General features: G+C 52.6%; 11 protein-coding genes. 6 read left to right on the plus strand and 5 right to left on the minus strand.

Annotated elements, in window-relative coordinates:
- Nucleotides 1–90: 90 nt before the first annotated feature.
- Nucleotides 91–519 (minus strand): SRPBCC family protein, encoded by a 429-nt coding sequence (locus IEY46_RS03990; RefSeq protein ID WP_188989333.1) that lies wholly within the window; start codon nucleotides 517–519, stop codon nucleotides 91–93.
- Between the two features lie 326 nt (nucleotides 520–845).
- On the opposite strand from IEY46_RS03990, the gene IEY46_RS03995 reads away from it, so the two are divergent.
- From IEY46_RS03995 to IEY46_RS04005, 3 genes are all read left to right on the plus strand, one after another.
- On the plus strand, nucleotides 846–1,178 hold the full coding sequence (locus IEY46_RS03995; RefSeq protein WP_188989335.1) for a hypothetical protein: 333 nt from the start codon (nucleotides 846–848) through the stop codon (nucleotides 1,176–1,178).
- Between the two features lie 198 nt (nucleotides 1,179–1,376).
- On the plus strand, nucleotides 1,377–2,360 hold the full coding sequence (locus IEY46_RS04000; protein WP_188989337.1) for a Gfo/Idh/MocA family protein: 984 nt from the start codon (nucleotides 1,377–1,379) through the stop codon (nucleotides 2,358–2,360).
- 138 nt (nucleotides 2,361–2,498) lie between these two features.
- Nucleotides 2,499–4,826: a helix-turn-helix domain-containing protein gene (locus IEY46_RS04005; protein ID WP_188989339.1), complete on the plus strand. Its 2,328-nt coding sequence runs from the start codon at nucleotides 2,499–2,501 to the stop codon at nucleotides 4,824–4,826.
- Nucleotides 4,827–4,849: 23 nt separating this feature from the next.
- On the opposite strand, the gene IEY46_RS04010 is transcribed toward IEY46_RS04005, so the two are convergent.
- The 3 genes from IEY46_RS04010 to IEY46_RS04020 are packed head-to-tail and all read right to left on the minus strand — an operon-like array spanning nucleotide 4,850 to nucleotide 8,328.
- Nucleotides 4,850–6,484: an extracellular solute-binding protein gene (locus tag IEY46_RS04010; protein WP_188989341.1), complete on the minus strand. Its 1,635-nt coding sequence runs from the start codon at nucleotides 6,482–6,484 to the stop codon at nucleotides 4,850–4,852.
- 32 nt (nucleotides 6,485–6,516) lie between these two features.
- Nucleotides 6,517–7,407 (minus strand): carbohydrate ABC transporter permease, encoded by an 891-nt coding sequence (locus tag IEY46_RS04015; RefSeq protein ID WP_188989343.1) that lies wholly within the window; start codon nucleotides 7,405–7,407, stop codon nucleotides 6,517–6,519.
- Nucleotides 7,408–7,425: 18 nt separating this feature from the next.
- Nucleotides 7,426–8,328: an ABC transporter permease gene (locus IEY46_RS04020; RefSeq protein WP_229750053.1), complete on the minus strand. Its 903-nt coding sequence runs from the start codon at nucleotides 8,326–8,328 to the stop codon at nucleotides 7,426–7,428.
- Nucleotides 8,329–8,756: 428 nt separating this feature from the next.
- Between IEY46_RS04020 and IEY46_RS04025 the strand changes: the two genes are divergently transcribed.
- Both IEY46_RS04025 and IEY46_RS04030 read left to right on the plus strand, forming a co-directional pair.
- A complete protein-coding gene (locus IEY46_RS04025) occupies nucleotides 8,757–12,341 on the plus strand; it encodes a fibronectin type III domain-containing protein (protein ID WP_229750054.1) in 3,585 nt (1,194 codons plus the stop codon).
- A gap of 431 nt (nucleotides 12,342–12,772) precedes the next feature.
- Nucleotides 12,773–13,141: a DoxX family protein gene (locus IEY46_RS04030; RefSeq protein ID WP_188989350.1), complete on the plus strand. Its 369-nt coding sequence runs from the start codon at nucleotides 12,773–12,775 to the stop codon at nucleotides 13,139–13,141.
- A 148-nt stretch (nucleotides 13,142–13,289) separates the two neighbouring features.
- On the opposite strand, the gene IEY46_RS04035 is transcribed toward IEY46_RS04030, so the two are convergent.
- On the minus strand, nucleotides 13,290–14,123 hold the full coding sequence (locus IEY46_RS04035; protein ID WP_188989352.1) for a helix-turn-helix transcriptional regulator: 834 nt from the start codon (nucleotides 14,121–14,123) through the stop codon (nucleotides 13,290–13,292).
- A gap of 149 nt (nucleotides 14,124–14,272) precedes the next feature.
- On the opposite strand from IEY46_RS04035, the gene IEY46_RS04040 reads away from it, so the two are divergent.
- Entirely contained in the window at nucleotides 14,273–14,908 is a 636-nt protein-coding gene (locus IEY46_RS04040; RefSeq protein ID WP_188989354.1) for an FMN-dependent NADH-azoreductase, read from the plus strand.
- The last annotated feature ends 206 nt before the right edge of the window (nucleotides 14,909–15,114 follow it).

A 15,114-nucleotide genomic window follows, 5' to 3' on the forward strand; every position in this document is an offset into this window, starting at 1 on the left:
TACCGCTAAAGTCCAAGAGGCTGATCTTTGAATCAGCCTCTTTTTCTTCATTCTTGTGTGTAACTTACCTGAACATACTAACCATGATCCTTAGAACTTCCTGTCCTGATACGTGAGTCCAGCACCATCTTCACAGTAGGTTTTTAGACTATATAAGAACATAGCCCAATTATAATTGCAGGAACGATAGAAGTTGGTGATTTCCCTCCAATTCATATGCCGTAGAATAACGTCGGTTTTGCCATGTTTCTCGTTCAATTCAAAGGATATTGTAGTACCAACCCATTCCGGATCTGATTCCGTACATAACCATTCAATTCGTTTTGGAGGGGTTAGCTCCATAATCTGCATCTTCGTCAAATCGTCGTTACCGAATTGAAATTCATTGATCTCTCCGACCTGCCCATAGACCTTTAGTTCACGGGTCCACACTTCAGATAACCCTTGGGCTGAAGTTAAAGCTTTGTATATTTCTGTTGCGGGAACACGAATCGTTTGCAAATGTTCGATATTTGCCATGAATTACGTCTCCTCCTACCCTGAATTTATCTAAATTATATCAAAAGGAAGTAGCAAAGGTATCTTACGGATTGCGATAATTACAGTTACAGATTCATAAAACATCCCCTTGTAAGACTACAATTAAATGGGACTGTCGGCGCTTGCAGTGTAGAGGATTATGACGCTTTAAGAGGCCTACTGCCATGGGAGGAAGTACAAATCAGGATCGACAAGCAATGGCCGATATGTGACAGGGGCCCCATTTCCTCGTTTTGGCAATGGGATACAGAATACCGATTATGGAAAGGCAGATTTGATTATAGCTCATAGTAGGAAGTGGCAAAATGGGACAAGCAGAGAATAATAAGCCAGTACTGGGCGTTATCGTAGGAAACAGAGATTTTTTTCCCGATCATTTGGCTGCTTCGGGTCGAGCTACGATTTTGAAGGTGCTGGAGGCAGAAGGAATCGAAGTCATCATAGTAGGAGAGACCCAAACAAAAAACGGCACAATTGAAACACATGATGAGGCTAATATATATCAACAGTTGCTAATTTACATTTGCGAACAAGGTTTTGAGCATCATGTCGCGGTGAATTTAAACAATGTCTCAGATTCGGTTAAAGAGGCGTTCTCCAAATATTTAGGCAGGAAAGTCTATCACCACGCAGGTTGAGGAGGTAGCGGGCTTCATCCTGTCAATAGAACGTCACCACAACACGTGGTGGCGTTCTTTGATAGGGGCTGTTATCGCCTCGGAGGTATTACATTTTTGAATCCATTTAAAGACGTTATTCCGACCTTCTTTTTCTGTTGCAGAAATGATATATTGGTAGAAGTTGAAGATATTAACGCAAAGGAGAATTCCGTAAAGATGACCTTGACAGCAGCAATAATCGGAGCAGGCGGCATCGGAGCCGCACATTTGGAAGCGCTTTCCGAAATGGAGGGCATTGCGGCCGTCGCGTTGTCAGATGTCAGCCCCGAACGGGCAGAGCAGTGCGCGCAGCGCTTCGGCATAAAGGCATATTTGGACTATCGCGCTATGATTACCGAAACCCGGCCGGATATCGTCATTATCGCGCTTCCTCACTTTCTGCACAAGGAAGCTTCCCTTTATAGTCTGAAACACGGCTGCCACTTGCTGATCGAGAAGCCGATGGCGATCTCCGCAGCGGAATGCGACGAAATATTGGCTCTGGCCGACAGCAAGGAGAGGATTCTGTTCGTCGGTCACACACAGCAGTATTTGGCTATGAATTTGCGAGCCAAATCGATCATTCTCCAAGGCGGCCTGGGTAAACTCGTTATGATCAACGACACCCGGCACAAACCGTATTTCACTCCGGAACGGCCGGCGTGGTTTCTTGATCCTGCCAAGTCGGGCGGCGGCATTGTCGCCAACCTCGGTGCACATGCCATCGACAAAATCCAGTGGTTGACTGACAGTCGGATCGTGCGGGCACGTGCCACGTTAAGCTATGAGTCCGCCGGCTATCCTGACGTGGAAGGAAGCGCGGCAATGCTGTTGACCACTTCCCAAGGCGTGCCGTGCACGGTGAATCTTTGCGGCTATGCGGATGTTTCGCACGAGGAAACCGTGCTGGTATTCACGAACGGCATGCTGAAAATTATCAACCGTAAATCAGTCTGGCTATCCCAAGGCGGCCTCTTTCGCGAAGTGACTTCGGACAATATTGCCGATCCGTTACGACTGCAATTCGAGGATTTGCTCGCATGTATCCGCGACGGCAAACAGCCGTATTGCTCGGGGGATTACGGCCGTTCGGTCGTACGGGTAATCGAGGCGGTATACGAGTCGCATAAACGAAGCGCGGAAATTGCCGTTCCGCAATAACATAACCGGATAACGAATGTCGCTGCCGCCCAAAGCCGATGTCGCGCGATCGACAACGGTCATCATGTCTCGGGCAGGCGGCAAGCCGGGAACGATAAATCAGCTTAGGTGCAGGTTCATACGCGAGAGGTGGTTCGCATGCGGTTGCCCGGAAAGGCTCATAAAAGCAATATATACAAGCGCTTTCTGGTTTCGTTTCTGCTGATGCTGATCATCCCGATCATGTTGTCGAGCTTCACATATTATGAGGCCGTCAACATCGTGGAGACACAGTCCCGCGAGGCAAAGCTGTCCGTCCTGGAACAAACGCGCGATTTGCTAGACAAGCAATGGAAAGATATGGACGAGGCTTCGATCCAACTCTCCTTCGATTCCCGACTGAATGGGCTGTTCAACGTGAAAGCTCCGCTGGACAACTCACCGGTGCTGTTTGATATTTGGAACTATTACAAGGATTTTCGTTCTATGGCTTTGACTGGAGGCGCATTCACGAATACCGTATTCGTCGTGCTAAAGAACAGCGATCTCGTGTTCTCCAAGGCCCAGACGACCGACTCGACGCGAGAGTTCTATAGTGACGTGTTTCACTACGACGGGGTGTCGTACGAGGAGTGGCACGCCCTCCTGTTCGACAAGTCGCATTTCCGCGAGGTGCTGCCGTCTCGTCAAGCCCGGGTCAACGGGGTCGACACGTCTGTGATCATATACATGACTTCATTGCCGCTTGGGGCCACTCAGGAGAGCCAAGCCGTGGTCGTTTTCGCGATCGAGGACAATGACATTCGGAAGCTTGCCGGCATCGATGGGGAGAATGGCCATACATTCGCGATCCTGGATGACAAGGGGGAGCTGCTGATGGGTGATACGAACGTGCCGATTCCGGCGGCGATCCGCAGCTCGACCGAACGGCACGGCTACATGCACGCGAAAATCGGAGGGGAAGACCACCTCTTCGTCTATACCCGCTCGGGTAACAACAATTGGGTCTACGTCGCTTCCGTGCCGATTGAGCAAGTGATGGGCAACGTCTACTACATCCGCACGATCGCCTTGTCGGTTGCCGCCGGGACACTCGTCGTAGGTACGATAATATCGCTCTGGATGGCAAATCGGCACTCCAAGCCGTGGAAGGAAATCGTTTCCGTCCTAAGGGCGTTTTGGGGCCAAGACCAAGGCGTTAAACACGAACTGGTCGGGTTGCCGGACAAGCCGAACGAGGTCGATTTCCTTCAGAAGAGCATCACACGGTTGATCGACAACAACTTGACGCTGGAGCAGTCACTGCAGCGGCAGGCGGACACGCTGAAGACGGTATTCATCGAGCGGTTGTTCAGGGGCGAGTTCGAGGACCGTTCGCAGATGCAGGCGATGCTTGCCCACGTCGGGCTCGAGCTGCGCGGGAGCGGCTTCGCCATTGCCGTGTTGCACATCTACAAGATCAACGTCGCGTTCAATCCGGAAAGCTTGGAGGAGCAGAGCATCCTGCGGGCTCTGATGGAGGAAGTCGTACAAGAGCAGCTGCAAGGAGACGGTCACCTCCATACGATGCACGAGAACGAGCTCGTGATTCTGATCCGGTCGGACCTTGCGGACAAAACGGTGTTCGTCACCGTCCTCGAAGCCCTGTTCACTCGGATCAGCCAGCAGATCAGGGAGCGCTATGTCATCGCGCCGATGATCGGCGTCGGGGAGATTTACGACGATTTGTTCGACGTGCACTATTCGTATCAGGAAGCCAAGCAAGCGGTGACAGACACGCAGACGGCGGGCGGTGAAGAACCGGCTGTCGTTTGGTACGCGCAGATGAAAAACCGGCATACGGGGTACTATTACCCGACGGAGTTGGAGATCCGCCTCATGAACGTGGTCAAAGCGGGCAACGCCGCAGAGCTTGAGCATTTGCTGCAGCACCTGCACCACGAGAACTTTGCGGTCCGGTCGCTATCCCCGGTCACGAATCAGCACTTGCTTGGCGATCTGCAGGCGACGGAGCGCAAGCTGAAGGACGAGCTCGGCGGTCAATTGCCGAGCGAAGCGGCGGATCCGGGGCCAGTACCTGCTTTCGTTGGCTACGACAAAGACTTGCAGGACATGTTCTTTCAATTCCTTCAGCTCTGCCGGTCGATCGAGAAGAACAAGAAAAGCCGTAACTCCCGTCTCATGGACGAGATTGTGGCGCACATCGACGAGCATTTTCAAGACGCCAACCTCAGCTTGTACGCGATTGCGTCCCACTTCAATTTGTCGGAATCGTATTTGTCGCAGTTTTTCAAGGAGCAGTCCGGCGAGAAGTTCAGCTCTTATTTGGAAAATCGCCGCATTTCGCTCGCATGCAAACTGATCGTGCAGGACACGCAGTCCATCGACAGCATTGCGGTGCAGACCGGGTACAACAGCACGCATTCCTTCCGCCGGGCGTTCAAAAGGACGATGGGTGTGTCCCCATCGTCCTATAAGCAGCTGTGACCGAACGCTGCAGCCCATACAAATTATTTTGCCTTGTTGTACGCGTCGGTCCGCAGATTCACGACTTCCGACAGCCCGGCTTTGTTCGCAGCTTTGATAAACTTCTCCCAATCCGAATCGTTGGTCGGGTCGAGCGCCCCAATGATGAATTTCAGCCAGTACTCGTCCCGCACGCCGTTCAGGTTTGTCTCGAGCGCCACCAACTCCTTGCGCTCGTCTTCGCTGAACTGGAAAATCGGCTCGATCGGGCCGTAGTAATTCGGCTTGCTCGGAATGACCTTGCTCATGTCCAGCTTCACTTTATTGAACGATTCGTCGAAAGCCTTGTGTAGCGTCATGAAGCCGCCGAATCCGATCAGCCCGATATTGATGCCGTAGGTTGGCAGCTTGTCGCCCTCAGCGTTGGTCGGCGTGCTCATAGTCGGGAGGTAGGTGGGGACGCCGTTTTTCATCTCGTACGTAGCCCCTTCCTTGCCGAATGTATACCACATCTGGCCTTCCTCCGAAGCCGCCCAGTTCAAGTAGTCCAACAAGCGGTCGACCTTCTCCTGGCTCGTACCCGCTTTGATCGCAGGTCCCCAGAACGAATAGTATGCTTCCTTCTTGTAGATCGTCTTCTGCGGGTTGTTCGTCGGATGGTCATAGTTCTCGACCCAAGTCCAGTTGACGTCAGGCGCGACTGCCTGTTGCAGCTCGTTGTTATAGGCTGGATCGGTAATCGTCTGCATGATGACGTTGTTGCCCTGGGCGATCAGTTTATTCGTCTGGTCCGCTGTGGCGGTGGCGAAATCCTTCATCATCAAGCCGTTTGTATACATCTTGTTCAGGAACACGAGCATCTCGCGGCTCTCTTCTGTAGCGAGCGGGTACGCGTGGAATTCATTCGTGACCGGATCGACGTAGGAGTTCCAGTTCAGCACGAGATCAGGGAAGCCGAACATTTGAAAGAACGTGCTGACCGCCCACAGCGGACTCGAGGTGTTGCCGGGGGACACGAACGGGATCAGGCCGGTCTTGTCCTTGATCGTCTGGAGCGCAGCAAGCATCTCGTCCGGCGTCTTCGGGAAATCCACGCCGTATTTGTCAAACAGATCTTTGCGGTACTGCCACGCGTTTTGGACGGGAATCGTCCGCTTGGAGGGCAGAAAGTACACCTTGCCATCGGAGAAGCGAGTCGATTTGTACACCGTGTCCCATTCCTCGTCTGTCCAGATCTTCAGGTAGTTGGGCAGCTTCTGCTTGATCTCGTCCAACTCGAACGGGCGGAGGTAACCAGAAGACATCCATTCCACCGATTTCCACTGGTCGCGGGAATAGGGGATGAACTCAGGCCCGTCTCCCGTGGAGAGCAGGAGTGTCATCTTGGTCGGCCAATCGTTGCGGCTGTAATCCTCCGACTTGAACACCAGATTGAACTTCTCCTTCAGCATCTTCGCTTCCAAATCTTCTTTCACGTTCGTGGCGTCCAGAATCGCCCGGGACACTGTGATCGTCAATTCCTTTTCGTATTTGCTGTTGGCAGTCGCCGTGGGCTCGGACGACGGAGATGCCGCGGGCGCTGGAGAAGGAGACGGCGCATTTCCGCTGTTGGAGCAGCCGACGACAAGTAAGGCCGGCAGGATGAGAGACATGAGAAGCGAGAATGGTTTTTTTAACACAGAAACTCCCCCTAGAGTCATTGAATTGGGCGTCATCCCTTTAAAGAACCGATCATAACGCCTTTGACGAAATATTTCTGAATGAAGGGATACAAAATCATCATCGGCCCGATGGAGACGAAGAGTGTCGCGTACTTGATCGATGTGACATCCGTGGACGCCATCTCGCTGGCCGATGCCTCACCAGCCCGGATCGACTCCATAAGCAGCTCCGAACGGATGATGATCTGTCGCAGCACCATCTGCAGCGGGTATTTGTCCTGGTCTTTCAGGTAGAGCAGCGAGGAGAACCAGGCGTTCCAGTAATTCACCGCGTAGAACAGCCCGATCGTGACCAGCGCGGCCATCGACAGGGGCAAGGTGATGCGGAGAAAGATGACCAGATCGTTGGCGCCGTCCAAGTAAGCGGATTCATTTAACTCCTCGGGAATCGCCTGGAAGTACGAGCGCATGATGATCAAATAATACGTCGACACCGCCGTGGGCAATACGATAGCCCAGACCGAGTTGTATAAGCCCAAGTTCTTCACAACCAGGAAATTGGCGATCATGCCGCCGTTGAAATACATCGTGATCAGCACGAACGCCATGTAGAAGCCCCGCAGCGATAAGCGCTTGCGCGAAATCGCATAGGCGAGCGAGGTCGTCAGCATCATGCTGATCGCCGTGCCGAGGGTCGTGTAAACCACGGAGTTCAGAAACGAATGAGTGACTGTTTTCGCTTCCCAGATAAGACGGTATGCCTTCAGTGTAACATCAACCGGAAAGATTGACACCTTGCCCAGGTTAAAAGCTGCCGGGCTGCTGAGCGATGCGGACAATACGTACAGCACCGGATATAGCGTGGCGACCAGCACAAGGATCATCACCACGTGCACGACGACGTCCAGCAGTCTCGAAGACAACGAGCGGTCTTGAATCATTGAGGCACCTCCATCGGGTTAAAATAAGCTGTTGTCGGTCGTCTTCTTGACGATCCAGTTCGCGGTCAGCAGCAGGAAGATGTTGAGCAGCGAGTTGAAAAAGCCGACGGCGGTGGCGAAGCTGTATTCGCCGAACTCGAGACCTCTTCGGTACACAAATGTACTGATCACGTCCGACACCTCATAGGTAACCGGAGATTGCATGAGCAGCACCTTATCAGCGCCCAGAGACATCATCTTGCCGATCTGGAGTAGAAGCATGATCATGATCGTCGGTTGGATTGCCGGCAAGGTAATGTGCCAGATCATCTTCACCCGGCTTGCTCCGTCAAGCGAAGCGGACTCGTACATATCCGGGTTTACGGTTGTGAGCGCTGCCAAGTAGATGATCGCTCCCCAGCCGAGCTGTGTCCAGATGTCGGACAGGATATACAGCGGTCGGAACCATTCGGATACGCCCATGAAGTTGATCGGCTCCATATGGAACACCTTCACGAGCAGCATGTTGATGGGCCCGTCCTGCGGTGAGAGGAACATGTACAGCATCCCCACGATCGCCGGCAGCGAGATGAAATGCGGCAGATAACTCACCGTCTGCACGAAGCGTTTGTAGAATTGTTTTCGTACTTCGTTCAGCAGGATGGCGAACGCAATTTGCAGCGGGAACACGAACAGCAACTCCAGGACGCTTAGCAGCAGCGTGTTACGGATGACCCGCCAGAAGTACATGTGTTCGAAAAACTTCACAAATTGGTCGAAGCCGACCCAGGGGCTGCCCCGCACCCCTTTCAAGGGCTGATAATCTTGAAATGCGATCAGGATACCGTACATCGGGACATAGTTGAAAATTACAAAAAACAGGACCCCCGGCAACGCCAATAGATGTAGATACTTCGATCGCGCCCACCCTTTTCGGATCACCGATCTCCAATCGCTTCTCACTTTCCCCCGATCGCGAGCAAGGGGCGCCGCATTGTTCAAATCTATCGTCTCCTTTCGCTTGCGCTTCGATTGCTTCCGTGGAGGATGGAAGCGTTTCATTCACATCTTACAAAGGTCTTTCCGGATGAACAAGGTACACCTCTCAATAAGGGTACGATTACTTAGAATCCGGGCTAGAGAATGCCAATTCTAAATAATCGTACGGTTGCCGAAGGAAATGGATCTAGCTCTGGACGGAAACAGGGAGTATCATCAAACCTACGGGAGCTACAAGTAAGCGTTTACAAAACGCTCCTCAAGTGATTAAAGGGGGGGCCGGATGGCAGTCGAGGCAGGCAAATGAGATCTGCATCATGATATCACACGATCCAGTTCGGTATTATCAAACGGACAAACGGAGGAGGAATATGATGAAAAAGAAATTAATTGCTCTATTGCTGTCATTATTGCTGGCGCTGCAGTTGCTGCCTGTAATGCCCGCTCATGCTTCGTCCATTGGCATCGACGATCTGACGCTGAATAACGAATGGTTCGCGCCAGTCACGTATGCGGTATATGACGATTTGCAAGTCGATCAGCCCGTGTACGTGAATGATCCCGCCACCAACTTTTCCAACGTAGGCCCTTATGCCGGATTGTCCTATATTCAGACCGGCGGCGGAACGGAGCATAAGAACGAGCCAACCAACCCGTTCCTTAATTTCACTATCGATACCGACGCAACGATCTATGTCGCGATGCACGCGGACGACGCGTATACCGATCCGTTCTCCGCCGACTTCTGGCTAACCCCTCAGTATGGATGGACGTTTACGGGGAATACGCTCGAAGCCGAGGTGAAAGATGAGTACGGCAACGTCACGGCGACGAACATCTACCGCGTCTATTCGCGCACATACAAGGCTGGTACCGTCGCACTGGGCGGCAACAATGCGACCGGCCACATCGGCTTTGGTCTCATGTACTCTGTCCTCGTCGGCCCGGCCGTCGGCACGCCGCTTGATCCGCCGCCGCTGCCGCCCGACGTTGTGCCCGGCACGGTTCCCGCTTTCCCCGGTGCTGAAGGCGGAGGCAAATACACCACCGGCGGACGAGGTCAAGACGTCTATTATGTCACGAATCTGAACGATTCGGGACCGGGCTCGTTCCGCGACGCGGTCAGCCAGAGCAACCGGACAATTCTGTTCAAGGTGTCGGGCACGATCGAGCTGCAGTCGTTACTGTTCGTCACGGCGTCCAATTTGACGATAGCCGGTCAATCCGCGCCAGGGGACGGGATTACATTCAAGAAGCATACCATCGTGTTCCAGGGTGATAACCTGATCGTCCGGTATCTCCGGTTCCGCACCGGCGACGAAGCCGGAGTGGATATGGACGGCATCACGGGGCGGTTCCGTAAGCAGCTCATGTTCGACCATATCTCGGCGAGCTGGGGTACCGACGAGTCGGCTTCGTTCTATCAAAATACCGACTTCACGATGCAGTACAGCACGATCGCCCAGACGATCGTATTCTCGAACGTGGCCGGCAAAGGCTTCCATGGCTACGGTGGCATATGGGGCGGCGACAACGCCACCTATTATTACAATCTGCTTGCCCACAACGACAGCCGCAACCCGCGGTTCACCGGCAAGTCGATGGACGTGCGCAACAATGTGATCTACGACTGGGGCTACAAGAGCATGTACGGCGATAGCCAGCAGGGCAACATGGTGAACAATTATTACAAGGCCGGCCTCAGCACCCAGGATCAGGATCGTATGGCCGAGGCGGAGCCCGGGTCGAGCATCGCCCTGACCGGCAACAAAAGCGTCCGCCGGGACGGCAGCTTGTCGTCCGCCAGCCATCCGAACAACTTCGCCGGCATCAAGAAAAACCCGCAGCTTTTTGTCGCGACGCCGTATGCGATGCCGAATCCGTCGCCACAGGACAGCCCTGACGTCGCTTACGGCAAGGTGCTGGAATATGCCGGGGCCAGCCTCAAGCGCGATTCGGTCGACCAGGCAATCGTGAGCGATGTTATCAACGGGACGGGGACCGTGATTTATACGTCGAACAGTGTCACCCCCGAGGAGCAAGTCCTACTGGATGGGAAGAACGCGACCAAGGTGACGCTGCAATGGCCGACACTGCAGACGGGCGAAGTGCCCGCGGATACGGACGGCGACGGGATGCCGGACGTGTGGGAGCGGGAGCACGGCTTGAATCCGAACAGCCCACTGGACGGGAAGACCGATTTCACCGGTGACGGATATACGAACGTGGAGAAATATTTGAACGAGCTCACAATCGGCACCTTCCCGGAGGGAGTCGTGCCCGCGGTGCCGAAGGCCGCTGTGAGCGGAGCCCCTAGTGGACTGCGCGCGCAGGCGCTGGACCGGGATTCAATCCGGCTCGACTGGACGCCCGTGGCGGGAGCGACCGGGTACCACGTGTATCGCGCGGCCAGTGTGAATGGCGCGTACACCAAACTGACGTCAACGGCGCTGACGGCTGCGGCCTTTACGAACAACGGGCTGACCGCCGCGACCGAGTATGCTTACAAGGTCACTGCCGTTACGGCTGGCGGCGAGTCGGCTATGTCGCTCCATGCCGCCGCTAAGACGAAGGCGCCGCTCCAGCCGATCTCCGTCGACTACAACGACGGAACCGACGGGCAGCCTTATTATGCGCCGGCCGAGTGGCCGGCGGCATGGACCGTGTCGCCAGTGCCGAGCTCGGCGGACAAGAGCCTCAGCGTGGCGCCGAATGCGACCGGAACGTTCACATACGATTTCACCAATACGGGCACGACCGCGCATCTGCGCTTCGACTATATGCGCGAGGCGAACTTCGATTTGGATAAACTGTTGATCTACACGGGGACGAACTTCCTGGAGACGGTCACCGATTCCGATAACGGCTTGCGCTACCGCCTGGGCGCCACGACTGTGTACCGCGATCTCATCCCGGGCTTCCAATTGAACACTTGGTATACGGTGGCGGTCGATCTGGACTTCGCGGCAAACACAGTGACTTTCCGCACGGGGCCGAAGAACGGGTCTCTGACCGTGCAGGCACATGAATCGTATACGGCGGCCAGTCCGAAAATAAGCGCTTTTCGGGTCTTCCACCAGCGGTCGAGCGGCAATGTCTACTTCGACAACTTCACAGCCTGGAACGGGCCCGCAGAGCCGACCGGCGTGACCGCAACCGCCCGTCGGAACGAGGTCGCGCTCAGCTGGAGTCAGGTCGCTGGAGCAGATTCCTACGCCCTCTACCGGGCGGACAGTTCGAGCGGGCCTTATCGCAAGCTGGAGGTGGGCCCAATCACCAACACCTCCTATCGAAACAAGGGCCTGGTGTCGGATACGACGTACTACTACAAGGTGAGCGCGATCAATGCGGAAGGCGAATCGCCGTTGTCGGCTCCGTTGGATGTGATGGTCGGCGGCTCGTCCTCGGACTTGTTCGTCGATTTCAACGACGGTACCATAGGGCAGCCGTATACGGCTTATCCCGACGCCTGGCCTACACCGTGGTTGGTCGCGGACGTGCCGGGTAGCACTGATCTCAGCTTGAGTGTGCCCAGTGGCGCGGCGGGGAACTTCGTGTACGAGTTCCTGGCCGAAGGACCTACGGCGCATTTCAAAGTAGATTACATGCGGGAAGCGAACTACAACGGGGATAAGCTCTTGTTGTATACCGGCTCAAACTTCCTGGAGATCCAGACAGATACCGCGAACGGCTTGAAGTACCGTTTGGGTACAACCAGCACCTATCGCAACCTCATTCCTGGCTTCCTGCTGAACACGTGGTACACGCTGGAGATCGATCTGGACTTCGTCACGAATACCGTGACGTTCCATACGGGCCCGAAAAACGGCACACTGACGCAGATGGCCCAAGAGTCGTACACGGCGGCGAGTCCCAAGATTAGCGCCTTCCGGATCTTCAACCAACGGTCAGCGGGTAACGTGTATTTCGATAATTTTAATGTGACTCGTAATTAAACGGGGCTGACTTGATTCCCCGCCTGCTCATGACCGTGCAGGCGGGGGATTTTTTTGTTCTTATATATTGGCTCGATAAATATCGGAATGGTTTTGTGACTTTGTTAACAAGTGGTTGGATAGTAGGGACGTCAACGGGGCGGTAGAGAAAGGCTAAGCAGCGCTCATATATCCGATTGTTGGAAGTCTCGCGAAGCGCATTTTCAACGATTTGTTTTCTTCGGTTATTGTCAATAAGATCACGTACTAAAGCTCAATTATTCAAAGTGCAGTTCTTTAATTCAGTCTATATAGTGTGAAGGTCAATAGAATCATTTTCGCACCAAATATTACATAATAATTGCTTTACAGGTCACATAATGGTGTTATACCCTTAAATAGGACACTGATAGGTGTCGGATAATAATAAATGAATAAGGAAGTGGATCCATATGCATATTTTAAACATCGTTCTTCAAAGTTGGCTGCTTTTCTCCATGGTTTTCTTTGGCGGAAGCAAAATTGCAGGAGCCAAGCATCAGGTAGAACTGTTTGACTCGATTAAACTTCCTCAATGGTTCCGGGTCATTACGGGCTACATTCAAATTGTTGGATGCATAGGACTCATTCTCGGTTATTGGTATCCGGGGATTGCTGCATGGGCAGGAATATTGATAGGCATTATGATGCTGCTGGCGTGCCTCGCGCACCTCAGAGTCAACCATCCGATCGGGAAAATGATACCTGCCTTATTGAATCTCTTGATTGCAATTGCGGTAGTATTCTTATATGCAGACGAACTGCCCCGTCTTTTTGGGTAAGTTCATATCAATGGTATTGAAATAAAAGCTAAAGCCTTGCAGGGCAAGGCTTTTCCAGACTTTACGTTTATACGTTCGATTGCACCAACGCTCACCAATTTCCCGAAATATCCAGCATGCAGGACCCTCTCCACAGCGAAGAGTCGGTTTATCCGATTAGTTTTAATAGGTTTTCCTGACATTTCGTTTCTGGTATTGGGATGTAGACGGTTAGAGCCGTCCCCTCATCTTCACACCGGTAGAACTCATGCGCTTCCATCTGCAGCCTTCCCACTTTAGGATGCATGATCTCTATCGAACCTGTTAGCGCGCATCGTACGTCGTGATCGGTCCACCATTCCCGAAATTCCGCACTGCGTTCAGACAATGCGGCAATAAACTCCCCATACCATGGATCCTCCATATTCCGGGCGTAATAGCTGCGGAATTGCGCCAATAGATTTTTCGCCACTCCCTCCCGATTGACAAGCATGACCCGAATCTCCTCCGTAGTAAACATCTGCCAAACCAAATTACTGCTGTACTTGCCAACACTTCTGAAATTACCGAAGACGAGGGAGGCCACCCGATTCCATGCCAGTATGTTCCACCTTTGGTCCGAGAAAAAAGCGGGGCATTCCGCAAATTGATCCACGATAATTTGAAGAGACGGAGGTGGCGCTGTACCGGGATTCAGTACTGGGAGCAGAGGGGTTTGCTGATTCGCCAGTGTATACAGATAAAGTCGTTCATCTCTATCGAGTTTGAGTGTTCGAACTAAGCTTTCGAGTATCTGCTTGGAAACCTGGATATCGCGGCCTTGTTCTAGCGACGTGTACCACGGTAATGAAATACCGGACAAGACGGCAACTTCCTCCCTGCGCAATCCTGGCGTCCGACGCTTTGGAGCCGTGTATTTTAATCCCGCATCCTGCGGAGTTACCCTGGCGCGGTGGGTTTTGAGAAAGTTCGCCAATTCCTTACGGCGTTGTTCGTCGTTCATTCAAACCTAACCCCCTAACAGATAGAAATTATATTAGTTTCCCGACTATTACTACAGGTAATTATACTATTAATGCTCAACTATTTCATTCCCTCCCCATGACATATACTGAATTCGAAACGAAAACTATTGAGAGGATGGAGTATTGCATGACATCAGTTCTTTACATTACCGCACATCCGCTAAACGGGTCAGAATCGTTTTCCATATCGGCTGGTGAAACGTTTATTGATGCATATCGGACTGTCAATCCCGATTGTGAAATCATTCATTTGGATTTGTATAAAGCCGACGTCCCTTCGCTGGATGCGGATATTTTAAGAGGGTGGGGCAAGCTGGAAGAGGGGATGGAACTAGAGCAGTTGCCGGAAATCGAACGAACCAAAATCGTCCAACTGGACAAGTTGGTCGATCAATTTATTCAAGCGGATAAATACGTCTTTGTAAACCCGATGTGGAATTTCTCGTATCCGCCAGTTATGAAAGCCTACATCGACGCAATAACGGTGGCAGGCAAAACGTTCTCATACACGCGCAACGGTCCAATCGGATTGCTTCAAAATAAGAAAGTGCTTCATATCCAAGCGAGCGGTTGGGTCTATACGGAGGGGCCAGACGTCGAGGATGAAGTGAGCCATCGTCATCTGAAATCAATCATGCGTTTTATCGGCATAACCGATTTGCATGCGTTATTTATTGAGGGACACGACCAATATCGTGATAGGCGTAATGAAATAAAAGAGGAAGGTATAAAGAGGGCACGTGAACTTGCGGCTACCTTCTAGAGATCATTTACAAACAAAAGCAACCTGCAAGGGGTTGCTTGTTTTGTGTTATGAGGAACTGCAGGCAAGGATTTGTGCTGTTGGATTCATTTCCTGGAAGAGATGTCTTGTACTGCTCTTATTAAAGCAACAGGAAGTAAGGTAATAGAAAAAATAGAGGGCTGGCGTACCTTGAAGCAGCAAACGTAGTGCACTCAGTTTTTATC

The sequence above is a fragment of the Paenibacillus nasutitermitis genome, from assembly GCF_014641075.1.
In the GTDB taxonomy this organism is placed as follows: Bacteria; Bacillota; Bacilli; order Paenibacillales; family Paenibacillaceae; genus Paenibacillus_Z; species Paenibacillus_Z nasutitermitis.

Excerpts from the sequence above, each read along its gene's own strand:
- IEY46_RS03990 (WP_188989333.1), bottom strand. The coding sequence starts at position 519 with ATGGCAAATATCGAACATTTGCAAACGATTCGTGTTCCCGCAACAGAA.
- IEY46_RS03995 (WP_188989335.1), top strand. The coding sequence starts at position 846 with ATGGGACAAGCAGAGAATAATAAGCCAGTACTGGGCGTTATCGTAGGA.
- IEY46_RS04000 (WP_188989337.1), top strand. The coding sequence starts at position 1,377 with ATGACCTTGACAGCAGCAATAATCGGAGCAGGCGGCATCGGAGCCGCA.
- IEY46_RS04005 (WP_188989339.1), top strand. The coding sequence starts at position 2,499 with ATGCGGTTGCCCGGAAAGGCTCATAAAAGCAATATATACAAGCGCTTT.
- IEY46_RS04015 (WP_188989343.1), bottom strand. The coding sequence starts at position 7,407 with ATGATTCAAGACCGCTCGTTGTCTTCGAGACTGCTGGACGTCGTCGTG.
- IEY46_RS04025 (WP_229750054.1), top strand. The coding sequence starts at position 8,757 with ATGATGAAAAAGAAATTAATTGCTCTATTGCTGTCATTATTGCTGGCG.
- IEY46_RS04030 (WP_188989350.1), top strand. The coding sequence starts at position 12,773 with ATGCATATTTTAAACATCGTTCTTCAAAGTTGGCTGCTTTTCTCCATG.
- IEY46_RS04035 (WP_188989352.1), bottom strand. The coding sequence starts at position 14,123 with ATGAACGACGAACAACGCCGTAAGGAATTGGCGAACTTTCTCAAAACC.
- IEY46_RS04040 (WP_188989354.1), top strand. The coding sequence starts at position 14,273 with ATGACATCAGTTCTTTACATTACCGCACATCCGCTAAACGGGTCAGAA.